Below are 26,186 nucleotides of genomic sequence, written 5' to 3'. Positions count from 1 at the left end.
GGTTCAGCGTCCCAGCCGACACCCTTGTTATCGGCGTCGGCCGGGTCCCCCTTTACTTTTTCGGGATCGTCAGGCGATCGTGATCGACTTGTCGAGGTAGACGTCCTGGATGGTGTTGAGGAGCTTGACGCCCTCGGCCATCGGCCGCTGGAAGGCCTTGCGGCCCGAGATCAGGCCGGTGCCGCCGGCGCGCTTATTGATGACGGCCGTCTTGACGGCCTCGGCGAAGTCGTTCTTGCCGCTGGCCCCACCCGAGTTGATCAGCCCGGCGCGGCCCATGTAGCAGTTGGCGACCTGATAGCGGCAGAGGTCGATCGGGTGGTCGGAGCACAACTCCGTGTACATCCGCTCGTCGAGCTTGCCGTAGCTGGAGCCGCCCATGTTCAGGGCCTTGAAGCCGCCGTTGTTCTCGGGGAGCTTCTGCTTGATGATGTCGGCCTCGATGGTCACGCCCAGGTGGTTGGCCTGGCCGGTGAGGTCGGCGGCGACATGGTAGTCCTTGTCGGACTTGAAGGCGTTGTTCCGCAGGTAGCACCAGAGGACCGTCGCCATGCCGAGCTCGTGGGCCCGGTAGAACGCCTCGGCGATCTCGACGATCTGTCGGCCGCTGTTCTCGGAGCCGAAGTAGATCGTGGCGCCGACGGCGGCGGCGCCCATGTCGTACGCCTCCTCGACCTTGCCGAACAGGATCTGGTTGGCCTGGTTCGGGTAGGTCAGGAGCTCGTTATGGTTGATCTTGACCATGAACGGGATCTTGTGGGCGTACTTGCGGGCGACCATCCCCAGCACGCCGAAGGTGCTGGCGACGGCGTTGCAGCCGCCGTCGAGGGCGAGCTTGACGATGTTCTCGGGGTCGAAGTACGCCGGGTTCTTGGCGAAGCTCGCGCCGCCGGAGTGCTCGATCCCCTGGTCGACCGGGAGGATCGAGAGATAGCCGGTGCCGGCGAGGCGGCCGGCGTTGAACATCCAGGAGAGATTTCCCAGAACCCGCAGGTTGCGATCGCTGGGAATGAACACGCGGTCCACGAAATCGGGACCGGGGAGGTGGAGGGTCTCCTTCGGGATCGCCTTGCAGGTGTAGTTCAGCAGGCCGTCGGCTTCGCCACCGAGAACTTCTTGGACGGACGCCATGTTCCTGGCACTCCGAGGCGCGGGCGTCGCGGCGATCCCTCTCTGGGGGCGGACGCCGGCGCGGGCCGCGTGGACATGAAGGGAATTGAGAGGCTCGAGCGATGGATTTCTTCCATCACGCCCCGGACGACGGCCCCAGTCGAGCGGGCCCGGGGGCGAGTCGTTGCGTCCGGCGTGGATCCATCCGGCCGCACGGTCCCGAAACCGGGCCCGCCCGGTGAAGGGGGCCCGAACACGTTCAGGACAAGGCTCCATCATAGGGCCGATCGGGCCCCGATGCAATGAGCGATTCCTCGCTTCGCTACGACGCAGGCCCGAACCGGCCTCGGCCCTGGGGGCTCAGCGAGATCGCTTGGCGCCAGCCTTGCCGTCGGCCTTGCCGACGCCCCCGGCGTTGACGTCGCCGTCGGCGGGCTTGGGGGCCGACTGGAACTCCTCGGCGGTCATCTTGATCGCGGAACCGTCCCGCAACAGAACCTCGCCCCCCTGGGTGGGGACGTCCTTATGGTAGGCCAGGACGGTCTTGGAATCGTCGGGGTCGAAGGCCGCGCCCCAGTAGAGCACGACATCGCCCTTGCGGAGGGATTCCACCGCGAACGGATAGCCGTTCGCCAGGGGAATGACGTCCTTGATGGTTTTCGGGGCCCCCTGGCCGGACTTCTTGTACATCCGAAGGATCTGGCCGACCTCCTCGATCGAGAGGACCTCGGCGCTGGGGGCTTCGGTTCGGGGGGCGGGGGCGCCGTCGCAGCCCCCCAGGATGGTTGCGGCGAGGGCCAGGACGCAGACGCGTCCCAGGGCCGTCGGGCGGGATCTCATGGCAGCTTTCCTCGTTCAGACGGACGGTCGGACGTGGGGGAAGGCCCGGGCGAGGTCGCCCCGCCCGGGCGCATCGCCGTCAATAGGCGTCGGAACTCACGACCTCGCCGCCGGCGCGGGTGCCCAGGGCGAACCAGGTCGGAGCGCTGATCGAATCCTTGATGAAGTGGACCGAGCCGTCGCAGAACGAGACGTTGACGCCGCCGGAATGGTAGCTTCGAGGGGCCGCATGCGACGCGGAGAACGAGTTGCTGCCGCAGTCGTTGTTCTTGAAGTTGGGCGTCAGCGTGTGGCTGTAGTTCGTGGTCATCGGCAGGGTGCGGTAGTACTGACCGCCGCGGTAGCCGATCAGGTCGACCACCTGGGAGTTGTCCCAGTTGCCGCAGAGCGGGTTCCATGTCTGATTGTTGAACGAGGCCGACGACATGAGGTAGACCATGTCGATTGCGTACGGCGTCCGGCCGGCGTACAGCGTCGCCGCGGCGACCCCCGCATAGTTCGAGCGTCGGGTCTCGGCGAACATCCCCGTGTTCGAGGTCCCGTCGGTGAACGCCCCGATCGTCGTGCGGCTGGTGACCTTCTGAAAGTCCGGGGTGCCCGAGGCGGCCGTCTCATTGAGCTGGACGTTGAAAGCCCCGAGGTAGGCGGTGTTCTTCTCCGAGGCGGCCGAGGTCCCGCCGTAAATCTGGGCGGCGGTCCCGCCGGTGCTCGCCATGTAGTTCGAATAACCGAGGAGCGTCCCCGGCGCCCCCGCGAAACGGGCGCTCGACGCGTCCGACGGGCAGACGTAGGCCGAGACGATCTGGGTCTGGGCCGTGTTGTTCGGGGACGAGGCGCCGTAGATGTTGATGCCCACCGAGGTATTGAACGCGTTGTACGTGTTGCCCCCCTCGATGAACGGCAGCAGCATCGCCTGGACGTTGATCCGGCCCCCGCCGCCGGGCGGGTTGGGGCCGAATCCCGGGGGAAGCTCGTTGTACGTCGACTCGAAGGTCAGCGCCGCCAGGGACATCTGCTTGAGATTGTTCGTGCACTGGGCGCGGCGGGCCGCCTCGCGCGCCGACTGCACCGCAGGGAGCAACAGCGCGATCAGGACGGCGATGATCGCGATCACCACCAGCAGTTCGATCAGCGTGAAACCGTGTCGTCTTCGACTGGTCGACGTCATCGTCCAAATCCTTCAGTTGGCCCGAGGAAAGCCGAGCGCATGCACAGGCGGGCTCGCCTCGGACGAGTTCTCACACAGGGGCTATTCGAGGAAGGAGAAAGGCGGAAGACGGAAGGCCTCGAGATGGCATGGCAAGCGAGTGAAGGGATCCTCCTCCACCTCGCATCCCGAATCCTAGATTCTTAGGATTTAAGAATAGTAATCCTGGAGTCGCCGATCGTCAAGCGTGCAGGCGTGTCGCCGTGGCGAAAAATGAGGCTCGACGTTTTGGGGCTTGGGAGGTCGCCAGGCGGCATGGTCATCGGGATGATTTCGACCGGCCGCCGGCTGGGGGGGTGAACCGGCTCGCGGGGGGCTTGGAAGCGGCCTGGAACTCCTCGGCGGTCAGCTCGACGACGGTGCCGTCGCCCAGGACCACCGCCCCTCCCTTGTCCGGGGCGTCCTTCTCATAGCCGATCACCGACGTGCCGCCGTATTCCTCAAGGTCCAGGCCCCAGGCGATCACGACTTCCCCAGACCGCAGCGCCTCCAGCGCCCTGGGCAGGGCCGTGCCCGACTTCTGGGCCTCCTTGAGCGTCCGGGGCGTCGGCCGGTTCTGCTCGCGGTGCATCCTCAAGAGCTGGCCGACCTGCTCGACGGGGCTGGGCTCGGCCCCGGAGACCGTCGATTCCGTCGAGGAACCGCAGCCGGAATGCGGCGCGATCAGGCTGACGAGCAGGGCGGCTGCGAAACGACTCCGGCGCGAGATCATGGGCCTGTCCTCATTCCCTTCGACGAACCTGGGGTCGGCGTCCCGCCGCCATCCTCGCATCCCCGAGGCGCGCCGTGCCAGGGGACCGCGCCTGCAATCTCCCCGGGGGGCCGTTAGAATGGGGCCGGCGTGGGGCTCGTCGCGCGACGGGGCCTGGACGGGGCGATCGCTCGGGAATCGGGAAGAAAAGAAGGCCGGCCATGACGTTCGGGGACGGATCGAAGAAGCTGGGTGCGTTCGTGCTGGCGGCCAAGGGGCTGACGCCGGGCAAGCTCCGGGGGTTGCAGCGGATCAGCAACCCGAACGGCACCCTCACCATGCTGGCGCTCGACCAGAACAACTCGGTGATCGACATGGGCGGCAAGGCCCTGCGACGCGCCGGGGAGGACCGCGAGCCGACTTACGAGGAGGTCGTGGAGGCCAAGCTCGACCTGATGCGAGGCCTGGCGACGGCGGCTTCGGGCGTCCTGATCGACCCCTATTACGGCGCGTGGTCAGCCGTCGCCTCCGGCGCGATCCCTCCCCACACCGGGCTGCTCCTGCGCCTGGAGCGCACCAAGTATGAGATGAGCGCCAAGGGCGCGCCCCTGGCGACGATCGAGCCCGGCTGGGGCGTCGAGAAGGCCAAGAAGATGGGGGCCGACGCGATCAAGTTCCTGGCCCAGTTCGAGCCAACCGAGACCGAGTCGGCCGACGCCAACCTCGCGATCGTGGAGCGGGTCTACGAGGAGTGCAAGAAGCACGACCTGCTGCTCTTGCTGGAGGCCGTCGCCTTCCCGATCGGCGGCGAGACCAAGAAGGACGCCTCGTTCCTCGACCGCAAGGCCGAGACGGTCATCGAGAGCGCCCGCATCCTGAGCCGGTTCTGCGACGTTTACAAGGCCGAGTTCCCCGGCACGCTCGACCGTGAGAGCGACCAGCAGCTCGAGGACAACCTGCAAGCCCTCGACGCCGTCTCCGAGCGTCCCTGGGTCTTGCTCTCGGCGGGCGTGGACTACGACCAGTATCTGGACCAGGTCCAGATGGCGCTCCGCGCCGGGGCCTCCGGCGTCCTGGGGGGCCGGGCCTTCTGGAAGGAATACTTCGACCAGGACGACGCCCCCGCGCGCGCCTCGTTCCTGTCCGACGTCGCCCGCAAGCGGATCGCCGAGGTCGACGCCCTGGTCCGAGAGGAGGGCTCCCCCTGGTTCGCCCGCTACGGCTTCACCCGCGAAGACCTCGACTCCGTCCGCGCCGTCGAAGGCTGGCACTTCCGCTATCCAGGCGCGTGAATCTAAAGATGTAATCACGTCAAAACGCCTTCCCCCTGGTGGGGGAAGGCGGCCCGCGGGGCCGGATGAGGGGGGGACGAGCACCAAGACCGTCGGAGTTCGACGAGCCTTTCCCAGACCGTCGGCTCTTGAAACAGACCTCGAATCCCGACGGCTCACCGGCGCGTCCCCCCCTCATCTGACGCCTTCGGCGTCTGTCTTCCCCCGCCAGGGGGGAAGACCGTCATGGACCGAACGCCCGGCGGGCCTCGGGCTCGTCCGGTCCCTGCGGGCGCTTAGCTCCGCAAGGGAGGGGAGGGGTTCCGCGGGTCCGCTCGTTTCGCGCCACGGCTCACTTGGCGACGTCGAACCAATCGCCGGGCTTCAGGACGATGGGTTGCGCGGAGGTCTCGGCCTTGACGCGTTCGGCCCAGGCGTGCGCGTCTTGCGCGATGGTGGGAAATGTATTGTAGTGGATGGGGATCACATATTTCGGCTTGAGCAACTTGATGGCGCGGATGGAGTCGTCGACGCCCATCGTGTAATAGTCGCCGATCGGCAGCAGGGCCAGGTCGAGCCCTTCCTCACCGATCAGGGCCATGTCGCCGAAGAGGGCGGTGTCGGCGGCGTCGTAGACCTTGGTGCCGTCGGGGAAGGTCAGGATGAAGCCGCACGGATTGCCGCCGTTGGAGCCGTCGGGCAGGGCCGAGCCGTGGAAGGCGAGCGTCAGCTTGACGTGGACCCAGTCGTTGAACGTGAACCCGCCGCCGTGCTGGAGCCCCTCCACCTTGGAAAGCCCCCGGGGCGGCTGCTGGAGCCAGCCGCCGATCTCGTAATTGGTGGCGACCGTCGCCCCGGTGCGGCCGGCGATCGCCACCGCGTCGCCGACGTGGTCGCCGTGGCCGTGCGAGATCAGGATCAGGTCGGCGGGCGCGTCCTCGGGCTTGATCGCGGCTGCGGGGTTCCCGGTCAGGAACGGGTCGACGAGCACGTGCTTGCCGTCGTTCTCGAACAGCAGGGCGGAATGGCCGAGCCAGCGGAAGCGGGTGGACATGGCGGTTGCCTCTCCGGGCGTGCGAACGAACCGTCGGGACGTCCCTCGACGTCCGCGAAGCCCCATCATAACCCGCGAATCACGGGCCGCCATCGGCCTCGGCGCGTCAGGGCGCCTTGGCCGTCGGCTTCCCCTCGGCGTCGAACCCCGCCAGGGGGGGGAGTCCCAGGTGCTTCCGCAGGAACGCGACCGACTTCACGACGACGGCCTCCCAGGCGTGGGGATCGTCCCCCCCGCCGCCGTGCCCGCCCCCCTGAATCGTCACCAGCTCGGCCTCGACCCCGGACTTCTCGCAGGCCTCCCGAAACCTCGTCGCCTGGTCGTAGGGGACCAACTCGTCCTTCGTGCCGTGGATCAGCAGCACCGGAGCGTCGCCGGGGTTCAGGTGGAAGAGCGGGCTCGCCCCCTCCTGGACGGCGCGGTCGGCCCGGCGATCACGGCCCAGAAAGTCCGCGACCATGTCGCGCGAGGACTCGGGGAAATCGGCCGTGAGGTCGGTCGGCCCGGCGATCGAGACGGCGGCCCTGATCGCGGTCGACGGGGCGTCTTTCGGGTCCTCGTCTCCGGTCGTCGCCAGCAAGAGGGCCAGGTGCGCCCCCGCCGAGCCCCCCATCACGGCGATGCGCTCCGGGTCGAGCTTCCACGGCTTCGCTCGCTCGCGGACGAACCGGACGGCCGCCTTGACGTCGTCGAGCTGCGCCGGGAACGGGTGCCTGGGGGCGAATCGGTACTGCACGGAGACGACCCCGCAGCCCTGCTGGGCCAGGCCGAATAGGGCCTCGCGGAAGTCTTTCTTGTCCCCGGCGCGCCAGCCGCCGCCGTGGATGCAGACGACCACCGGGAACGGCCCGTCCCCCTCCTTCGGCCGCGCGAAATCCAGCCGGAGCGTCTCACCGTCGACCTCGCGGTACGTCACGTCGGGCTCGAAGAGGATCGAATCCGGCGGCGAGGGCTCGCGCCCGGCGAGCGCGATCGCCGCTCCGACGACCAGCAACGCCGTCAGGCCCGCCCATTTCTTCCAGAGCTTCACGGCTCGCGTCTCCTTCGCCTCGGTGTCTCGCACGCAAGGAGCTACCCGCGCGGCCTACGCCGGGTTTCGATGGCGGGAAACCGAGTCTCGGTGATGTTATCATGGCCGCGGTTCCTGGTCGCCGAGATTCGAGGGAGACCGCATGAGCGCGAAGTCGATCGGTCGGGCCGTGTTGCTGTTCTCGGGCGGGCTTACCTGGGCCGCTCCCGCCCCCGTCGTCCAGGCCGCGATGACGGTCGCCTCAAAGGATGAGGACGGGAAGCCGGGATCGCGGGCCGAACCGTCCCGCCAGACGTTCCACATCCAGCCCACGCGGCCCATCGCCGAGATCCGCGCCGAGGCCCTCGCCGCCAGCCCGCCGGAGGAATCGGGCGAGTTCGTCAGGCCGGATCTCGTCGACCTGGCGACGCTCGACCCGAGGATCAGGCTGGAGATCCGTTATGCGACGGCGGACAACTTCCTGGGCGTCCCGGTCTATACGACGCCCCGCGCGTTCCTCCAGCGGCCGGCGGCCGAGGCCCTGAAGCGGGCCCAGGCGAAGCTCGCGGAGCAGGGCTTCGGCCTCCTGATCTACGACGGCTACCGGCCCTGGTACGTCACCAAGATCTTCCGCGAGGCCACCCCCGCGAAGTACCACGACTTCGTCGCCGACCCCGCCAAGGGCTCCCGGCACAACCGCGGCTGCGCCGTCGACCTCACGCTCTACGACCTGAAGTCCGGCCGACCCGTCGACATGCCCACCGGCTACGACGATTTCACCGAACGCGCCTTCTCCGATTCCCCCGACGCCACGCCCCCCCAGGCCGCCAACCGCGCCACGCTCCGCAAGGCCCTCGAAGCCGAGGGCTTCCTCCACCTCCCCGAAGAGTGGTGGCACTACGACTACAAGGACTGGAACCGCCACCCGATCCAGAACGTCGAGTTCGAGAAGCTCCAGGCCGGAGAGAAGACCCGATGACGAACCGTTCGTACGGAGCCCGGACGATCCCCCTGCTCATCCTCCTTGCGGGATCGACCGCGGTGCGGGCCGGCGGAGATTCCGACGTGTCCACGCGCGATTATCCTTCGATCCAGGCGGCGATCGACGCCAACCCCGGCAAGGTGGTCGAGGTCGCGCCGGGCGTCCATGAGATCGACGAGACGATCCGCATCGCCACCGAGGGGGGCGGCCTGGTCGGACGCGCCCGGATCGTGCAGAAGGACTCGGCGAAGGCCATCGTCCGCATCGACCACGCCGACGGCGCGATCCTCCGCGACCTCACGCTGACGCGGCCGGAAGGGCTCCGCGAGACGGAGGCCGAGGCCGTCCTCGTCACCGACAGCCGCGACGTGAGCCTCGCGGGCCTGCGAATCCTCGACAACCAGACGCGGTCGGCGGCCGTCGAGTTGCGCAACTGCGACAACGGCCAAGTCCGCGACTGCCTGGTCCAGAACTACCAGCGCGTCGGGATCGACGACCGGACGGACACGCCCGACCAGGGGTTCGCCTTCCGCTGCATCATCGGCACGGGGATCCTGATCCGCGAATGCCAGGGGACCTTGATCCAGGGGAACACCGTCCGCGAGGACCGGCTGATCGCCACGCCCGAGGTGAAGCGGGAGTTCGAGCTGGGCCGGATCATCAAGAAGAACGCCGTCCGGGGCCGGATCGCCAGCGCCCGCGACTGGGAGCGGGGCGAGACCGACAACTGGATGCAAGGCACGGCCGTCCACGTCGGCTCGCCCGAGGCGACCGATTGCACGCGGGTCCTGGGCAACCTCGTCGAGCGCGCGGGGCAGGGGTTCGACATCCACGCCGACCACGTCATCCTGTCGCAGAACATCGTGAACGACGCCCTCATCGGCATGAAGGCGATGCACGGTTCCAAGCATGTGATCGTGTCGAATAATCAATTCATCAAGAATTCGCTCTGGAGCATCGGCATGATGCCCGGCGCCGCGTCGCTCCCGGCCCGCGCCGCCGAGGGCGACCGGCCCGCCCGCGCCGCCAACGTCGACGGCGGCTCGATCATCTCCGGCAACATCATCACCGACTTCGGACTCGGCCTGACCCGATGGATCTGGGGCGACGAGGCCGGCGGCTGCCCGATCCGCTTCGACCACGCCCAGGTCCCCGAGAACCCGCCGCTCGCCGACGTGATCGTCACCGGCAACGTGGTCTACGACACCGGCCACGACGCGATCCTCAAGGACGGCAAGCCCGAGGTCGTCCCGCCGCGCTACCGATACGCGGTGCTGATCGAATCCGGCGACTCCGCGCCGGTCGGTCTGCACTTCTCCAACAACCTCTTCCATCCCGGCCTCCGGGGCGTCTCCAACGTCGAACTGAAGCCGTAGACCGCCCGCCGAGGCTCGCCGCCCGGACCAACCATCCCCACGTCGCCACGGACGCACGCCCATGACGCGAACCTTCACGCTCGTCTTCCTGGCCGCGCTCGGCCTCCCCGACCACGCCGGGGCGGACGCCCCCCCGCGCCCGACCTCGTTCCTGAACAACGGCGTCACGGCCCATCGCGGAAACTCCAGCGAACACCCCGAGAACACCCTGCCCGCGTTCGCGAGCGGCTTAGAGATGGGCGCCGACTGGGTCGAACTGGACGTCTTCCTCAGCCGTGACGGCAAGATCGTCGTCACCCACGACGCGACCACCGGTCGCGTCGGCGACCGGAACCTCGCCATCTCCGAGTCGACCTATGAACAACTGAAGACGGTCGACGTGGCGACCGACTTCCGACGACGGCATGGGCTGACGGCCGAGCAATTCCCGCCGATGGCGATGCCGCTGCTGGAAGACGTGCTGCGGCTGGCGATGACGCAAGACCGCGCGAGGATCTCGATCCAGCCCAAGATGGACTGCGTCGGCGAGGCCGTCGCGCTCGTGAAGGGGCTCGGCGCCGAGGCGTGGGTCGGCTTCAATGACGGCGACCTGGCGTACATGACCGAGGTGAAACGGCTCGCGCCCGAGATCCCCGTCTTCTGGGATCGCCCGGCCGATTGCGACGTCGACGCCGACGTCCGCATCGCCCGCGAGCGGGGCTTCGAGGCCCTCGTCGTCAACCACGCCGGAGTCACCCCCGAGAAGGTCCGCAAGGTCAAGGCCGCCGGCCTCGCCTTCGGCGCCTGGACCGTCGACGACCCGGACCTCATGCGCGAGCTCCTCGGCATGGGGGTCGACCGCATCTACACCGACCGGCCGCGCACGCTGCTGGCGATCAAGCAGGCCCCGAGTCGCTGAACCGCCGTTGCAACGGGAGACGCCATGACGCGACACGCTTCGATCCTCACCCTCGCGATCCTCCTGACGACCTCGGCGGCCCCCGCCGCGCCGCCGAACGTGGTCGTGATCTATGCGGACGACCTCGGCTACGGCGACGTGGGCGCTTACGGGGCGAAGGCCGGGCTGACGCCGAACCTCGACCGGCTGGCGCGCGAGGGGCTGAAATTCACCGACGCCCATGCGTCGTCGGCGACGTGCACGCCGTCGCGATACGCGATCCTGACGGGGGAGTATCCCTGGCGGAAGCAGGGGACCGGGGTCCTGCCGGGCGACGCCAAGCTGATCATCGAGCCCGGCCGCACGACCCTGGCGACCGTCTTCCGGGACGCCGGCTATCGGACGGCGGCGGTCGGCAAGTGGCACCTGGGGCTGGGGGACGGGAGCCTCGACTGGAACGGGGCGATCAAGCCCGGCCCGCTGGAGGTCGGCTTCGACGAGTGCTTCATCATGGCCGCCACCGGCGACCGCGTCCCCTGCGTCTACGTGAGGGACCATGAGGTCGTGAACCGCGACCCGGCCGACCCGATCCAGGTCCGGTACGGCGAGCCGATCGCCGGTGAGCCCACCGGCAAGGCGAACCCCGAGATGCTCCGGCTCCATCCCAGCCACGGCCACGACATGGCGATCGTCGACGGCGTCAGCCGGATCGGCTACATGAAGGGGGGGAAGAAGGCCCGCTGGCACGACGAGACGATGGCCGAGACGTTCACCGACGAGGCCGTCGGATTCCTCAAACGGAACAAGGATCGGCCGTTCTTCCTGTACCTCGCGACCCACGACGTCCACGTCCCGAGGCTGCCGCACCCCCGGTTCCAGGGGAAGTCGGGAATGGGCCCGCGCGGCGACGCGATCGTCGAGTTCGACTGGACGGTCGGCGAAATCCTCAGGACGCTCGACGAGGAGGGCCTGGCCGATGACACGCTGGTCGTCTTCACCAGCGACAACGGCCCTGTCGTCGACGACGGCTACCGCGACGAGGCCGTCGCGAAGCTGGGCGGCCACAAGCCGGCCGGTCCCTTCCGGGGGGGCAAGTACAGCAAGTTCGAGGGGGGGACGCGGGTGCCGTTCATCGTCCGCTGGCCAGCGAAGGTCAGGCCGGGCGAGTCGCACGCGTTGGTGGGACAGGTCGACTTCCTCGCCACGTTCGCCGCCCTGGTCGGCCGCCAGGACGCGATCCCGACGGCCCCCGACGCGCAAGACCATCTCCGGGCGCTGCTGGGCGAGGACCCGAACGGCCGCGAGACCCTGATCGAACACGCCAACGGCCTGGCCGTGCGCCGGGGGAAGTGGAAGTTCATCCCCGCCTCCGGGGGCCGGGCGTTCAATCCCGCCACCGCCACCGAGACCGGCAATGACGAGGCCCCGCAGCTCTACGACCTCGACGCCGATCCTGGAGAAACCCGGAACCTGGCCGCCGACCACCCCGAGATCCTCGACAGCCTCCGCGCCGATCTCGCCAAGGCGCGGAATTTGCCTTGAAATCCCCAAGGTTTCGACTTACTTAATCCCAGCGACCAGGCTACGATGCACGCGACCATGAACAGGAGCTTCGGCGACTCGACTGCGTTTTGTTTGCGCCAATACGTGCGGCTGCGCAAACCACCGAACGCCTAGCCCCCCGACCAACGGTCGAGAGGCCATCCCCCCGCCAGGTTCGTTCAGCTCGCCCGTTCGAATCGCTATCTTTTCTAGTCTTCATGGAGCCCCGCTCGAAACGCCCGAGGAGTCCTCCTCGGGCGGCGGCCTCTGCTTAAATCAACCTACATCGTCGACGGCTCGACGAACGCCCCATCCCGGCGGCTTCGCCGGATGCGCTGCGCGCCTTGCTGAAAGGAGTTCCGACTCATGACCCTCGTCAAGTTTCGAACCGGATTTGTGGCTGCGGCGGCGCTGCTCGTCGCCTCGTCGGGTTGCGGGGGAGGCGACGGCCTGCCTCGGCAGGCGATCTCGGGCCGGGTCACGCTCGACGACCAGCCGCTGGAGTCGGCGTTGATCACCTTCACGCCCCTGGGCGCGGGGGGCGATTCGACCTCGGGGGCGACCAAGGTCTCCTCGGGATCGTTCGCGATCTCCAAGGCCGAGGGCCTCATCCCCGGCAAGTATCGGGTCTCCATCTCGGTGCAAAAAGAGGCGCCCGCCAAGGCGTCGCGGAAGCCGCACACCGACAGCGTGACCGGCGAGGTCATCCCGCCGCCGTCGACGACCCTCGCGGAAGCCCTCCCCGAGCGATACAACGCGCGTACCGAGCTGACCGCCGACGTCACCGAAGCCGGTCCGAACGATTTCCCGTTCGCCGTCACCTCGAAGTGAACGGGGAAATCGCCGACGAAATCCCCGTCCATCCCTCTCCCTCCCGGTCCCAGGAGTTTTCATCCGATGCCGTCCGAAATTCGTAAGCGCCCGCGTGGATTCACGCTGATCGAACTGCTGGTGGTCATCGCCATCATCGCCGTGCTCATCGCGCTGTTGCTCCCGGCGGTGCAGTCGGCGCGCGAGGCCGCCCGGCGGATCCAGTGCACCAACAATTTGAAGCAGATCGGGCTCGCCGTCCACAACTACGGCGACGCGGTGGGCTCGTTCCCCCCGGGCGCGTCCGACTGCTGCAACGGCACCTGGCAGGCGTTCATCCTCCCCTATATGGAACAGGGCGCCCTCTCCAACTCGTACAATTTCTCCAATCCTCGCTACGTCAACCTGGCCAACACCACGGTTACGACGAGCTTCATCAGCGCGTTCCTCTGCCCGAGCAATGGTCTGCGGCACAGGCCGATCAGCACGGCGCTCGGGGCCGACGCCACGGGCAAGATCTCGGCGCACAACTACGTGGCGAACTTCGGCGCGACCGACCTCAATCAGCAGAGCGTCGCGCTGGACTCCGTTTTCGCCGGCGCCCCGTTCACATTCATGAGGCCTTACACCAACGCCGACCACCCGGAGTCGCCCAACAAGGGCAAGACGATCACCATCGCCTCGATCACCGACGGCACGACCAATACCATGCTGGCTTCCGAGGTCCTCATCGTGCCCAAGGAGCAGGAGCTGCGCGGCATGACCTGGTGGGCCGACGCCACCAGCTTCACCGCCATGCTGGCCCCCAATTCGGCCCTCCCCGACATGATGTACGGCGGCGGCGCCTGCACGCCGACGATCGCCAGGCCCACCCCCTGCGCCCACTCCGCGGGCACCCCCCGCCTCAACTACCTGGCAGCCCGAAGCCAGCACTCCGGTGGGGTCAACGCCGCGATGTGCGACGGCTCCGTACGGTTCGTGAAGAACTCCGTCAGCCTCCCCATCTGGCGCGCCCTGAGCACCACCCAGGGGGGCGAGATCATCAGCTCCGACGCCTATTGATCCAGGCGGAGGCCGTCGTTCCAACATCTCCCCCTCGCCACGCGTGAGGGGGCCGCGATCCGGGGCCTTCGCCGCCCCTCTCCCCCCGACGCCGGGGGCGGAGGACGGCTGAAAGGCCCTCTTTCGTTTCCCGTCCCTCAAGGAGCCTTACCCGTGATCCGTCGCCTCGCGCTATCCTTCGGACTCCTCCTGTCGCCCGCCTTGGCCGGGGCGCAGGACGTGATCAAGCTGGCCACCTTCAACATCCATCACGGCGAGGGGACCGACGGCAAGCTCGACCTCAAGCGCGTCGCCGACGTGGTCCGGGGCGCCGACGTGATCGCGTTCCAGGAGATCGACGTCCGGTTCGGCGACCGGAGCGGCGGCGTGGATCAGGCGGAGCAGCTCGGGAAGGAGCTGGGCGGCAACTTCGCCTTCGGGCCGAACCTGCTCAGAGGGGAGGGGAGCTACGGCGTCGCCCTGGTGACGCGGTTCCCCATCGTGGGCCACACGAACCATCGCCTGCCGAGGTCCGAAGGGCGCGACAAGGCCGAACCTCGCGGGCTCCTGGAATGTCGGCTCGACGTCGACGGCAAGCCGTTGCGGGTCTACGTCACCCACCTGGCCCATGACTCCGGGGCCGATCGGGCGCTCCAGGTCGCCAGGGTGCGCGAGATCGTCGCCGCGAGCCCCGACCCCTGGGTCGTGATGGGCGACTTCAACCTCCGCCCCGACTCGGCCGACTACCGGACCCTCACGGCGCCCGAGCCCGGTCCCCGTTTCATCGACGCCTGGACCGTCGCCGGGAAAGGCCCGGGAGACACGATCGGCGTGCATGGGACTCGTTCGGCGCGGATCGACTACGTCTTCACGTCCGGGCCGCTCGCCGCCGGCCTCGTCGCCGGGTCGGCTCGCGTGGACGTCGAGACGATCGCGTCCGACCACCAGCCGGTCTTCGTCGACCTGCGATTCCCCACGGATCGCTGATCGGATCGGACACCGCCGCGGGCGGGCGACGAGCCCGCGTCGGCGGATTCGGATACGCCGCCTCGGCCCCTTGCGCCTCGACCGATCGAGGCGTCCCGGGGACGGATCGACGCCCATTCGATTGAATAGCCGGCCCGGATATAATCATCGCATCCAAGGATTCCACGCACAACCGCAGGCGAGAGCGGACTCATTCACCGCGGCGCGATCCCGGCTCCGAGCGTCGTTCCGAGCCGGACACCCCGGCCCCGACAACACCCTTCCCGAAGCGAAGGATCGGGCTCGTTTGCGCAAGCGCCTATATTGAAATCGGGGCCCATCCTGGATAACGTATGAGTTATCTTGAGGTACATGCCGGATCGGCCGACAGAGGCTTCACCTCTGCGAGGCGATCTCTCCCCCGGCGACCGAATGACTCGCGAATCCCCGGATCCGCTCCCGCCCTGCATAACGGGCCGCCCCGCATTCTTTCTTCCACGGAGACGCCTATGAGCCGCAAATCCAAGTCCGTCGTCGAAGTACCCGAGATGGCCGAAGAGACGACCGCCCCGAGCGAGGGCGGCGCGATTTCCAACGCGCAGGCCGTGCGCAACGCGCTGGCCGAAGGTCACGACGACATCAGCTCCATCGATGAATTCGTCAGGACCGAGTACGGCAAGGAGATCCCCCGGCAGCAGATTTCCGCCTACAAGTCGCAGACCAGGCGCAAGGCCGGCGAGGCCCCGCGCCGGGGACGCCGCCCCAGGGCCGCCGTCGAGGGCTATCTCGCCCCTCCCCGGATCTCCCCCGCGGGCGAAGGAGACCTCATCGACGCCCTTCGCGCCCTCAAGCCGCTGGTCGCCAAGGTCGGCGTCGAGAACGTCAAGAAGCTCGCCGAGCTCCTCTCCTGAGCCGCCGCCGCGTCCCGTCCCGCCCCCTCCCGGCGGCCCCCGCCCCTCGGGCGTGACGCGGCGTCCATCACTTTCGGCCCTCGTCGTTCGCTCATCTTCCGCCCGGCCTCATACGAGATGAGATGAGACGATTCAAGCCGGGTCGGATCGGCTTCAAGTCCGTGCAATGCACCGCGCAATCCCGATTCAATGCATGACGTCGAATCGGTCATTTCATCAAATCTCCTCTGCATTCACCTGACGCCTGATACCAAATTGCCTCGATCACCGACCATTGGGCGCCACGGCCGCTCGGTAAAGGCGAGTCACCAAAGCAACTGCGTATGGCAGGGGTCGGGGCGCACGAAAAACGGCCGCCGCGCAGGAGCGCGGCGGCCGTGGTGCGGTGCGGTTCGGCCGGCGGGTGGGGTGCGAGGCCGCCGGGGATCAGCGGCCGGGCGAGAGCAGGCCTTCGGGCTTGTCGATCACCAGGTAGTGGCCGTGGTCGGACGAGACGAGCAGGACGGAGTCGTCCCAGTTGCTCTGGGTCTCGACCCAGTGGATGATCCGCCGAATGGCGGCGTCGCCGCTGTGGACGGCGCCGACGGCGTTGTCCAGGTTGTTGGCGTGGAGCGCGAAGTCGACGTCGCCGGCCTCGACGAACAGGATGAACTTCTCGTCGGGCCTGGCGAGGACCGTGAGCGCGGCGTCGGTCATCTGGGCGAGGGTCGGCTGGGAGTCGAGGACTTCCTTGGAGTAGGGGAGGCCGACCGCTTGCCTGCCCTCCTTCGAGGGGTTGGGGGAGGGGTCGAAGTTGCCGTCGGCGGTGCGGAAGGGGAGATGGTCCAGTCCCTTCTCGCCGAAGAAGCCGAAGAGGCGGGTGCCCGCCCGGGCGGCCTCGTCCGCGGCGCGCTGGAGGGCCTCGCCGCCGTTGACGCCGAGCTTGGTCTCGACGACCGTGTACTTGCCGCCGTTCTTCACGTTGATCGCGGCGCGGTCGGCCTCGGCGATGAACAGGTGGCCTTCGACCGCGTTCTTGCCCTGCCGCTTGAGGTGCGCGGGCTCCATCATGACGCCGTAGCCCATCCCGATCACGACGTCGAGGCCGGGATACTGGGGCGCCCCCAGGGCCTCCTGGATGACGCTCGGGATGCCGAGCATGGTCCGGGCCAGGTCCTGATAATCGTCGCGGTAGACGTTCTGGGCGTACATGCCGGCGGGCGAGGCGTGGGGGAACGGCACGCTCGTCACGGTGCCGGTCTTCCAGCCCTGGGCCTGGAGGTCGTGGAAGATGGTGGGGACCGGACGTCCGTCGTCGCTCACGTTGACGCTGTTGTTGTACGACTTGACCCCGCTGACGATCTCGGCGGCGCTCTGGGAAGAGTCGGTGTAGGCGTGGAGGATCCGGCCGACGGACTTCACACCCTCGCGGTCGGCCTCGTTGGCCGATTGACCCTTGAAGTAGCCGGGGGCCTTGGCGCCGAGCGGGCCGGGGGTCCAGGGGTTCGGGCCGGCGATCTGGACGTCGTAGCCCCCCTTCATGCTCCCCTTGGGGATCTTGACCGTCTGGGCGTCGACGTCGAGGTCGCTCTTGTCATACGTCGGGCTGGTGACGACGTAGCCGTACTGGGGGTTGGAGCCCGGGGCCGCGTAGTCCTGGAAAATCAGGCCCGAGCCCTTCCCCTCGGTGTAGACCTTGTTCGACTTGGCGATCGCGGCGGCCTGGGTGGCGACCCAGTCCATGCCGTCGAACCAGACGATGAAGACGTGCTTGGCGCCCTTGACGGCGGCCGACTCCAGGACCTTGCGGATGTCGCTCTGGTCGGCGTATTCGGCGTCGGGGTTGACGGTGTTCTCGGGCACGTAGCCGTAGATCGCCTTGAGCTTCTCCGGGTCGCGATAGCTGCTCGCGGAGCCGGTGATCAGGCCGAGGTCGGCCTTGGTCCCCCAGGTGTAGACGGGGATCTGGCGGTTGGAATGGCTGCCGTGGTTCGAGTAGACGTCGCCGGGGCCCTGCGACCCGAAGTGATACACGCGGTCGCGCTTCTCGGCGACGGAGTTCGAATACTCCGTCTGCAATTCCTTCAGGCGGTCCTCGGCCTGCGCGGCGCGGGGGCCGCCCCAGGCCAGCAGGGCCGCCGCGATCGAGACGGCCGTCATGCGAACGGGTTGAGATGCGTGTCGGATCATCAAACTTCGAGCCTTTCGAGTCTGCGATACCCCGGGACGCCTGCGGGCGGGACGTCGACGACGACGCGACGCCGCCCCGGTCCCGGGCCTGGGCCCAGCATACGAACGCCTCGCGAAGATCGGCGGGAGGATCGGTGAGCTTTCGGAGGAGGGACGGCGGCCCCGCCCGAAGGACAGTCTAACGGATGCGCGGCCGGTTCCGCAGCGCCCAGCGGGAGCGAGGAAGGCCGGGGCGGTCGCCGGTTGGATCGGCGCGTCGCCTCGGGCAGAATAGAGGCGGCGAGGTCGTCCCCGTTTCGGCTGGTCGAGTGCGATCGGAGGCGTGACGGTGTATCGCGACGTGCTGGCCATCGTTCTGGCGGGCGGGCGGGGGACGCGGCTGGACCCCCTGACGCGAGACCGCGCCAAGCCGGCGGTCCCGTTCGGGGGCATCTACCGGATCATCGACTTCACCCTATCCAACTGCATCAATTCCGACATCAGGCGCATCCTGGTCCCCACCCAGTACAAGGCCACCAGCCTCAATCGCCATATCGACCAGGGTTGGAACTTCCTCTGCCGCGAGCTGGACGAGTACATCGAGGTCATCCCGCCCCAGCAGCGGCTCACCGAGGCCTGGTATCAGGGGACGGCCGACGCCATCTACCAGAACGTCTACACGATCGAGAAGGCCGCCCCCCGCGACACGATCATCCTGGCCGGCGACCATATCTATAAGATGAATTACGCCCGCATGATCGACTTCCATCGCGAACGCAAGGCCGACCTGACCGTCGCCTGCCAGCCCTCCACGCTGGCCGCCGCCCGCGATTTCGGCGTCATGGGGACCGACGACGAGGGGCGGATCACCAGCTTCGTCGAGAAGCCCAAGGACCCGCCCCCCATGCCCGGCCATCCCGACCAGGCCCTCGCCTCGATGGGCATCTACGTCTTCAACACCGACGTCATGTACGAGCTGCTCTTCCGCGACGCGGCGAGGAAGGAAGCCAGCGGCCACGACTTCGGCCGCGACATCATCCCCCGGATGGTCCAGGAGGGGATGCGCGTCGTCGCCTATCCGTTCCGCGACGAGAACCGCAAGACGGCCGCCTACTGGCGCGACGTCGGCACCCTCGACGCCTACTTCCAGACCAGCATGGACCTCATCGCCGTCGACCCGACCCTCAACCTGTACGACCGCGAGTGGCCGATCCACACCTACCAGCCCGCCTCCCCCCCCCCGAAATTCGTCCACACCGACCCCGACCGTCGCGGCGCGGCGTTCGGCTCGATCGTCTGCCAGGGGGTGATCGTCTCGGGGGGCCAGGTCTTCCGGAGCATCCTCTCGCCCGCCGTCCGCGTCCGCAGCTACTCGCTCGTCGAGGATTCCATCCTGTTCGACGGCGTCGAGGTCGGCCGACACGCCCGCGTCCGAAACGCCATCATCGACAAGTACGTCCGCGTCCCCCCGGGCTTCACCATCGGCTGGGACCGCCAGCTCGACATCGAGCACGGCTTCACCATCACCCCGGCGGGCGTCACCGTCGTCTCCAAGGACGAGGACCTCGAACGCTTCGCTTGAAGCCGCCGTGGATCGCGAGGGATCTCCGCCGGCGCGAGGAGCCACGGCGAGAGCGACGGTGTTCGGAACGGCAGAGAGTCGATTCGATCACGACCGTATCCGCCGTCTCGCCGCGGCCCATCGCGCCGGCGTTCGTCGCCACGTCGAGGTCCGCGCCCGGCGTCGGGCGCGGACCTCGGGATTCCTCCGCCTCGATCCGCTCAACGGCGGGCCATCCGGCTGAACGTCCGCTGGATGGCGAAGATCCGACGGTTGGTCATCGCCTGGATGCGGACGGTCGACTGGATGATCCGCTGCATGAGTCGGCGGATCGTCGGCGGCGGGGCCTCGCCATACTGCGCGGTCAGGGCGGCCAGGCGCACCTCCTGCTCACGGACGACGGCGTCCGTCCTCGTCACGAGATCCTGCACCGACTGCTGCACGGCCGGGGGGGCGTTGGCCGTGACGGCCGTGAAGACGACCGACCGGCCGACCAGGCCCCCCTCACCGTCGGAGACCTCCACGACGGCCTCGTACACGCCGGGGAAGATCGGCGTGAAGTCGAGCACGGCCCGGTCGCCGACCGCGACCACCGTGCCGTTGCGCAGGACCGTCCACGCATAAGTGAGGACCGCCGAGGGATTGACGTCGGCCGCCTGGGCCGTGAGCGAGACGGTCGCGGCGGCGTCGATTTGCTCGGGGATCGGCGGGATAACGACCGTCGGCGCCACGTTCAGCACCGAGACGGCCTGCGAGGCATGCCCCGACGCTCCGTGAGGGTCGCTCGCCGTCACGCTCACGACGTACTCGCCCGGGACCACCGGCGCGAACGCCAGCGTCGCCTGGTCGCCGGTGAAGACCACCACCCCTTCACGGGTGACCGTCCACGCATACGTCAGCGCGTCGCCGCCGAGGTCCGCGCCCACCGCCTGCGCAACCACCGACTCGCCCTGGTTCAGCGAGCCGGGAGCCCCCACGATCGCCACCGTCGGCGCCACGTTCAGCACCCGGACGGACACCGTATTCCGCGCGTCGAAGACGCCCGAGGTCGTCGTCGCGGTGGCGGAGATCGTGCGGGCTCCGGGAACGCCGGAGTAGACGTGACTCGCCGTGGCGAGACCGCCCGAAACGAAGTCGATCGTCCCGTCACCCCAGTCGATCCGCCACAGGCCCACGTCGACCGGCGAGCCGTCGCTCAGGAGACTCAGGGTGTAGGTCGATCCCTGGTCGACGGACGCCGGGCCGGCGAGGGACAGCGGCGGGCTCAGGACGTCGAACGACGTCGACGCCGATGCGCCGTCGAGGCTGGCTGTCACGGTCGCCTGGCCCGTCGTCCTCCCGGCCGAGAAGAGGGTCGAGCCGACGCCGTCGACCAGCGCGAGCAAGTCCTCGCTCAGCGAGCCGAGGTCCGGCGTGAGGTGGACCAACGACAGGCCCGGGATCCGGCCGAGGCCCGAGACGTCCTGCCCGGCCGAGTCGTGATTCAGATCGACCGTGATCCCGGCCGATCCGCCGACGACGAGCGGCCCGGGATTCGAAAGGCTCAGGACGATGTAGGGCGCCGCCGTGACCGCGCCGGTCGCGGACGAGCCCGGCCCGGCGTTGGAGCCCCACCAGTTGTGGACCGCGTCGACCGCCGTCGCGGACAGGTTCGTCAGGGCCGACGAGGCGTTGCCGACGATCCGGCTGAAGTTGATGGAGATCTCTTCCGCCCCCTCGCCGATCAGGAGGCCCGTGCCGTTGCCGGTGATCACGCTGGAACGGAGTTGGAAGCCGGAGACGGCCGCCCCGTCGCTCGCGTCGACGCCGATGGTCGTCCCGCTGATCAGCACATCCTCCAGGACGACCCCCCCCACCTCCCCATGAAGCCGGACGCCCTGCTCGCCGCCGAGGATCTGGAATCCGCGAACGGCGATCGGGCTCGCCTCCGAGCCGATCCCGGTGATCGCCACCGCCGCGCCCGAGGTGGGCTGGAGGATCGCGCCGTCGGCGCCTTCGAGCGTGATCGCCTGATCGATCGCGAGGTTCTCGGCATAGGTCCCGGTCTGGACGTGCACCGTGTCGCCGACGTCGGCCGCGTCGATCGCCGCCTGGATGCTCATCGTCGCGTACGGCCCCACCGTGAACGTCCGCGCCGCGCCGGACGCTCCCACCGTCGCCAGCACCCGGTCGTGATTCAGATAGTGGTCGGGCGCCCCGGACGCCGCGTCCAACCCCTGATCCAGCGACGCGTAAAACCGCCGACGCACCGACCAGGCGTCGTCCTGCGGGCCCGAGAGGACGTAGGGCAGGGGGGTCGTCGTGCTGAACGTCACGTCGGCGCCGTCGGCCGGGTTGGTGCTGAAGGTGATCGGGTAGGGGTTCGACGGGTCGTAGACCTTGCCCACGTCGTCCCAGGAGGACTCCTCGAACATCACGCCGCCGTTGGCCGTGGCGGCCTCGCCGAACGTGCTCGCGCCCGCGATCACCACCCCCTCGATACCGATCGCGTGATAGCGGCCGGCCGTCGAAAAGGCCAGCCCGGTCCAGACGTTCCCCGAGGTCGCCACGTCGGTCAGGGTGCCCCGCTTCACGTCGGTGAGGAAGATCCCCGCCCCGTTGTTGTCGCGCGAGGTCACGCCCGTGATCGTGAAATCGGTCGAGCCGATCAGGTTGACCCCCGTGGACGGCATGGAATGCACGACCAGATTCTGCAAGGTCACGTCCGACTTGCCGCTGGAGTAGATCCCGTACTTCAGCTTGGCGTTCTCCTTCGAGCCCTTGACGGTCATCCCGCTGAGGCCGACCTCCGAGGCGGTGATGTTCACGCCGTAGGAGGACGCGATGGCGGAGACGTCGAGGGTGACCTTGTCCGCGCCGGCGCCGACGAGGTCCAGGCTCTTGGATATCGTCACGACGCCGGAGTAGGTCCCCTCGGCGATCCGAACCTCGTCACCGTTGACGGCCATGGAGATCGCGCCCTGGATGGTCGCGAAGGCGTCGGTCCCGATGGTCTTGCCGTCGACGACGGTCCCGGCCGAGAGGCCGGCCCAGTCGTCGTCGACGAACATCGTGGAGAGCAGCGATCGGACCTCCAGGTTTTCGATCGTCGGCCGGCGGCGATCGTTCGCCCGGCGTCGGCCCGCGCGGCGGGGGGAAAGTCCGACCGCCCGACCGAGGGGGCTCCAACGACCTGAAGACGGGAAGACGCGGATGGGCATGGTTCGACTCCAGTTGCGTGACGACGGGCCGATTCCCGTGACGGATGGAAAGCGCCGACCGTGGCGCGGAGGGGGGAGAGGAGGTCGGCGTGGTCGTGGCCGGTCGCGAGACCTAAAAGGCCCCGGGAACCGGGCTCCTCCATCCTGAACCTAGATTCCCCGCGGGGAATGTCAAAAGCGCCATCGCCCCGGGAGGCCCGAGGCGACGCGGCGGAATCCTCCGGCTCCTCGATCAGCGGGCCTTCCTCCCCCGACGGGCGGCGAAGCCCAGGGCGAGCGCCGACGCCACCCCGGCCATCGCGAACGAGGAGGGCTCGGGGACGGCTTCGACGCCGTCGATCACGGTCCCCGGCAGCCCGTCGACGGCCGCGTTTCGGATGCTGAAATTGTCCAACTCCAGTCGACTGCCGCTGTTGGGGTTCATGAAGACGACCCGGTCGAACGTCGTCCCGGCGGTCCCGGCGAAGTTCAGGTACGCGTACTTCTCGCCGTAGTTCCAGCCCTCGAAGGGGGCCGTCGGATTCCCCTTGTACTCGTACGACAGCGCCTCCAGGGCCGTCGTGGGGTCGAATCTGGCGAGCAGGGCCGAGCCCGAGTAGATTTCGAGATAATTCGATGGATCGGCCGCCGACCACCAGAAGCCGAAATACGCCTGCGCGGCGTTGAACTGCAACGTCGTCGGGTCGTTCCCGCCGCCGACCGCCAGATACTTCCCAGTCCCCCCCGCGCCGCCGTACTGGTCGGCGTTCAGGACGAACATGTTCCCCGAGGTGATCGACCCCACGGCCGTCGACAGCGAACTCGTCCAGCCGGTCGCGAAGCTCTCGAACCGTTCGGTGGTCACCCCGGCCACGGAGGTCTCCTGCCGTCCCGGGGCCTCGACGGTGAGCACCAACCCCGCCGAGGCCGAACCCAACCCGAGGCCCAGGAAAGCCGCGGGCGCAAACCCGAATCGAGCCAAGGCGCCCAATCTCCGCATCAACGCACTCCTTCCCCATCATGTCCATCTCACGCGATCGGGGGGCGGTCGAGCCCTTCCCCGAGCGGCGGAGTCCGGCCTCATCGCCGACCCCCGCCGCCGTCGCTTCGCGGCCCCTTCGCCGCTCCCCATTCCGATTCGCGACACTCAACAACTAGGCCACGATCGGGGCCGTCGACGGGGCTCGCCGCGATTTCACGGCCTTACCGTTCGTCGAGGACGCCGGATCGGCCTGCTCCTCCGAGACGCGAATCGGGGAGTGGGAGTCCAGCGATCGACCTGGGCTCGGATCGGGCTTGCACGAGCTAGGGCGAACGCAATAATCCGGCGCGGGACCGCGGTCGGTGAGAAGTGAGGAGTGGATCATGCGACGTCTGGTCATGCTGGCGGCGGCATTACTGGCCCTCTGCGGCTGCGCCTCGACGAATCACACGGACGTCGGCGAGGAGCACGGCTTCGTCAACGCCTTGCGCGGACCGTTGGAAAACGTGTACTGGGGCGCGTGGACGCCCGAGTTCGCGCCCGATTCGTCGTCGATGTCGAGCGGTCGTCGCTGAGCCGGGCCGGGCCTGCTATCCTGGAACCCGGACGTCCGGTCGACGGACGCGTCGGGACTCGGCGAAAGGCTCGGCCATGTGCGGTATCTGCGGAGCAGTCTGGAGCGATCCGGCCTTGGCACTGGGGGAGGACCGTCTGGCGGCGATGATGGACCGGATCGTCCATCGCGGGCCCGACGACGCCGGCGTCCATCGCGACGCCCATGCGGCGCTGGGATTCCGAAGGCTGGCGATCGTCGACCTGCCGGGGGGCCGTCAGCCCCTCTCGAACGAGGATGGCACCGTCTGGACCGTCTTCAACGGCGAGATCTACAACTTCCCCGCGCTCCGACACCGGCTCGAAGCCAGGGGCCACACCCTGCGATCGACCGGCGACACCGAGGTCCTCGTCCATCTCTATGAGGACGAGGGACCCGCGATGTTCGGCCTGCTCCGGGGCATGTTCGCGCTGGCGATCTGGGACGCCCCCCGGCGCACCCTGACCCTGGCCCGCGACCGGATGGGGCAGAAGCCGCTGCTGTATCGCAACCACGGCGGCCGGCTGACCTTCGCCAGCGAACTGAAGGCGCTCCTGGCGCTGCCGGAGTCCGAGATCCCCCGCCGCGTCGACCCGGCGGCCGTCGATCAGTACCTCACCCTGGGATACATCCCGCATCCCCGGACGATCCTCCAGGGGGTGCACAAGCTCCCGCCGGGCCACTTCGCGGTCTGGCGCGACGGCGGCCTCCGGATCGAACGCTACTGGAACCCGGACTGGAACCTGGAGCGTCGGCGGCCGTTCGAGGAAGACGCCGAGGAGCTTCGCGCCACCCTCGACTCCGCCGTGCGCGAGCAGATGATCGCCGACGTGCCGCTGGGCGCGTTCCTCTCCGGCGGCGTCGACTCGACGATCATCGCGGGGCTCATGCAGCGCGCCTCGACCCGGCCGGTGAAGACGTTCGCCATCGGCTTCCCCGACCCCGCCTACGACGAGACGGCCTTCGCCGAGGCCGCCGCGAAGGCGATCGGCACGGAGCACCGCACGTTCCGCGTCGAGCCGGAAGCGTGGCAGACCCTCCCGGCCCTGGCCCGGCAGTTCGACGAGCCGTTCGCCGACAGCTCGGCGCTGCCGACCTGGCACGTCGCCCGCGAGACCCGCCGCGAGGTCACCGTCGCCCTGACCGGCGACGCCGGCGACGAGCTGTTCGGCGGCTACGACCGCTACCGCGCCCTCGCCCTGACCGAACTCTTCCAGCGCCTTCCCGTCGGCGCCCGTGCACTCGGCCGGATGACGGCCCGCATCCTGCCCCGATCCGGCAAGGCCAAGTCGCGGCTGCGGGCGCTGGAGCGGGTCTTCGAGCGGATCGACGAGCCGGCGTCCCGACGCTACCTGGGCTGGATGACGACCTTCGACGAGGACCAACGGCTCGCGCTCTACGCCGACGACCAGCTCGACCGCCTCGCCTCCTACGCCTCGGGCCTGGACGACCCCGAATCGGCCGACCCCGCCTCGATCCTCGATCGCGCCCTCGCCGAGGCGTCGGGCCGCGACGTCGTGACCCGGGCCATGGCCTGCGACCTGCTCACCTACCTTCCCGGCGACCTTTTGCACAAGGTGGACATGGCGAGCATGGCCCACGGCCTTGAGTGTCGGGGGCCGTTCCTCGATCACCGCGTCGTCGAGCTGGCGGCGGCGATGCCCATCGACCGAAAGATGCGGATCCGACCTGGGCGATCCAAGGTGGTCCTCAAGCGCGCGTTCGCCGACCTCATCCCCGAACCCATCCGCACCCGCCGCAAGATGGGCTTCGGCGTCCCCGTCGGCCGCTGGTTCCGCGACGAGCTGAAATCCGAGCTGACCGAGGTCCTCCTCGACCGCTCCACCCTCGAACGCGGCCTCTTCCGCCCCGACCAGATCCGCAACCTCGTCGACGAGCACACCTCCGGCCGCCGCGAGCACGGCCACCGCCTCTGGGCCCTCCTCATGCTCGAACTCTGGATGCGGAACCACCTCGACCCGACTTGAAATCCGCCGAGGTCGCGGATCATCGAATCGTCGACCCGAGTCCGGAACG

At 68.5% G+C, this 26,186-nt stretch carries 21 protein-coding genes; 12 read left to right on the top strand and 9 right to left on the bottom strand.

Annotated elements, in window-relative coordinates; genetic code table 11:
* Positions 1-69: 69 nt before the first annotated feature.
* From VT85_RS00870 to VT85_RS00855, 4 genes are all read right to left on the bottom strand, one after another.
* Positions 70-1,131, bottom strand: coding sequence for a class I fructose-bisphosphate aldolase (locus tag VT85_RS00870; RefSeq protein WP_068409346.1), 1,062 nt, complete (start codon positions 1,129-1,131; stop codon positions 70-72).
* A 339-nt stretch (positions 1,132-1,470) separates the two neighbouring features.
* Complete coding sequence (locus VT85_RS00865) at positions 1,471-1,950, bottom strand: hypothetical protein (protein WP_068409344.1); 480 nt, start codon at positions 1,948-1,950, stop codon at positions 1,471-1,473.
* 79 nt (positions 1,951-2,029) lie between these two features.
* Positions 2,030-3,118 carry a DUF1559 domain-containing protein gene (locus VT85_RS00860; RefSeq protein ID WP_068409342.1) on the bottom strand — a complete coding sequence of 363 codons (1,089 nt, stop codon included), beginning with the start codon at positions 3,116-3,118 and terminating at the stop codon, positions 2,030-2,032.
* Positions 3,119-3,416: 298 nt separating this feature from the next.
* Positions 3,417-3,869, bottom strand: a complete 453-nt coding sequence (locus tag VT85_RS00855; protein ID WP_068409340.1) for a hypothetical protein — start codon at positions 3,867-3,869, stop codon at positions 3,417-3,419.
* Positions 3,870-4,069: 200 nt separating this feature from the next.
* Between VT85_RS00855 and VT85_RS00850 the strand changes: the two genes are divergently transcribed.
* Positions 4,070-5,140 (top strand): tagatose 1,6-diphosphate aldolase, encoded by a 1,071-nt coding sequence (locus VT85_RS00850; RefSeq protein WP_068409338.1) that lies wholly within the window; start codon positions 4,070-4,072, stop codon positions 5,138-5,140.
* A gap of 331 nt (positions 5,141-5,471) precedes the next feature.
* On the opposite strand, the gene VT85_RS00845 is transcribed toward VT85_RS00850, so the two are convergent.
* Together VT85_RS00845 and VT85_RS00840 are read right to left on the bottom strand one after the other, a co-directional pair.
* On the bottom strand, positions 5,472-6,173 hold the full coding sequence (locus tag VT85_RS00845) for a metal-dependent hydrolase (RefSeq protein WP_068409337.1): 702 nt from the start codon (positions 6,171-6,173) through the stop codon (positions 5,472-5,474).
* Between the two features lie 106 nt (positions 6,174-6,279).
* Positions 6,280-7,203, bottom strand: coding sequence for an alpha/beta hydrolase (locus VT85_RS00840; RefSeq protein ID WP_197491024.1), 924 nt, complete (start codon positions 7,201-7,203; stop codon positions 6,280-6,282).
* Positions 7,204-7,345: 142 nt separating this feature from the next.
* Between VT85_RS00840 and VT85_RS00835 the strand changes: the two genes are divergently transcribed.
* The 8 genes from VT85_RS00835 to VT85_RS00800 all read left to right on the top strand — a co-directional run bounded on the left by VT85_RS00835 (position 7,346) and on the right by VT85_RS00800 (position 15,687).
* Positions 7,346-8,161 carry a M15 family metallopeptidase gene (locus VT85_RS00835; RefSeq protein WP_197491023.1) on the top strand — a complete coding sequence of 272 codons (816 nt, stop codon included), beginning with the start codon at positions 7,346-7,348 and terminating at the stop codon, positions 8,159-8,161.
* A gap of 86 nt (positions 8,162-8,247) precedes the next feature.
* The gene (locus VT85_RS00830) at positions 8,248-9,540 is read left to right on the top strand and encodes a right-handed parallel beta-helix repeat-containing protein (RefSeq protein WP_197491022.1); all 1,293 of its coding nucleotides are present in this window, start codon (positions 8,248-8,250) and stop codon (positions 9,538-9,540) included.
* Positions 9,541-9,601: 61 nt separating this feature from the next.
* Positions 9,602-10,438 (top strand): glycerophosphodiester phosphodiesterase, encoded by an 837-nt coding sequence (locus VT85_RS00825; RefSeq protein WP_068409330.1) that lies wholly within the window; start codon positions 9,602-9,604, stop codon positions 10,436-10,438.
* A 24-nt stretch (positions 10,439-10,462) separates the two neighbouring features.
* The gene (locus VT85_RS00820; RefSeq protein WP_068409328.1) at positions 10,463-11,959 is read left to right on the top strand and encodes a sulfatase family protein; all 1,497 of its coding nucleotides are present in this window, start codon (positions 10,463-10,465) and stop codon (positions 11,957-11,959) included.
* A 366-nt stretch (positions 11,960-12,325) separates the two neighbouring features.
* A complete protein-coding gene (locus tag VT85_RS00815) occupies positions 12,326-12,790 on the top strand; it encodes a hypothetical protein (RefSeq protein ID WP_068409326.1) in 465 nt (154 codons plus the stop codon).
* Positions 12,791-12,856: 66 nt separating this feature from the next.
* Complete coding sequence (locus tag VT85_RS00810) at positions 12,857-13,831, top strand: DUF1559 domain-containing protein (RefSeq protein WP_068409324.1); 975 nt, start codon at positions 12,857-12,859, stop codon at positions 13,829-13,831.
* A 153-nt stretch (positions 13,832-13,984) separates the two neighbouring features.
* Positions 13,985-14,797 (top strand): endonuclease/exonuclease/phosphatase family protein, encoded by an 813-nt coding sequence (locus VT85_RS00805; protein ID WP_068409322.1) that lies wholly within the window; start codon positions 13,985-13,987, stop codon positions 14,795-14,797.
* A 488-nt stretch (positions 14,798-15,285) separates the two neighbouring features.
* Positions 15,286-15,687 carry a hypothetical protein gene (locus tag VT85_RS00800; RefSeq protein ID WP_068409320.1) on the top strand — a complete coding sequence of 134 codons (402 nt, stop codon included), beginning with the start codon at positions 15,286-15,288 and terminating at the stop codon, positions 15,685-15,687.
* A 426-nt stretch (positions 15,688-16,113) separates the two neighbouring features.
* Here VT85_RS00800 and VT85_RS00795 read toward each other — a convergent pair whose 3' ends face one another.
* Complete coding sequence (locus VT85_RS00795; RefSeq protein ID WP_068409318.1) at positions 16,114-17,856, bottom strand: alkaline phosphatase; 1,743 nt, start codon at positions 17,854-17,856, stop codon at positions 16,114-16,116.
* 328 nt (positions 17,857-18,184) lie between these two features.
* Here VT85_RS00795 and glgC point away from each other — a divergent pair, with 328 nt between their 5' ends.
* Positions 18,185-19,417, top strand: coding sequence for a glucose-1-phosphate adenylyltransferase (gene glgC, locus VT85_RS00790; RefSeq protein ID WP_068409315.1), 1,233 nt, complete (start codon positions 18,185-18,187; stop codon positions 19,415-19,417).
* Positions 19,418-19,617: 200 nt separating this feature from the next.
* On the opposite strand, the gene VT85_RS00785 is transcribed toward glgC, so the two are convergent.
* On the bottom strand, positions 19,618-22,596 hold the full coding sequence (locus VT85_RS00785) for a right-handed parallel beta-helix repeat-containing protein (protein WP_068409314.1): 2,979 nt from the start codon (positions 22,594-22,596) through the stop codon (positions 19,618-19,620).
* 232 nt (positions 22,597-22,828) lie between these two features.
* Positions 22,829-23,575 (bottom strand): PEP-CTERM sorting domain-containing protein, encoded by a 747-nt coding sequence (locus VT85_RS00780; protein ID WP_156512598.1) that lies wholly within the window; start codon positions 23,573-23,575, stop codon positions 22,829-22,831.
* A gap of 365 nt (positions 23,576-23,940) precedes the next feature.
* Between VT85_RS00780 and VT85_RS00775 the strand changes: the two genes are divergently transcribed.
* The gene (locus tag VT85_RS00775) at positions 23,941-24,132 is read left to right on the top strand and encodes a hypothetical protein (RefSeq protein ID WP_068409310.1); all 192 of its coding nucleotides are present in this window, start codon (positions 23,941-23,943) and stop codon (positions 24,130-24,132) included.
* A 76-nt stretch (positions 24,133-24,208) separates the two neighbouring features.
* Positions 24,209-26,137, top strand: coding sequence for an asparagine synthase (glutamine-hydrolyzing) (asnB, locus tag VT85_RS00770; protein WP_068409308.1), 1,929 nt, complete (start codon positions 24,209-24,211; stop codon positions 26,135-26,137).
* The last annotated feature ends 49 nt before the right edge of the window (positions 26,138-26,186 follow it).

Source organism: Planctomyces sp. SH-PL62, assembly GCF_001610895.1.
Lineage (GTDB): Bacteria > Planctomycetota > Planctomycetia > Isosphaerales > Isosphaeraceae > Paludisphaera.
This window is presented reverse-complemented; position numbering and strand designations above follow the sequence as displayed.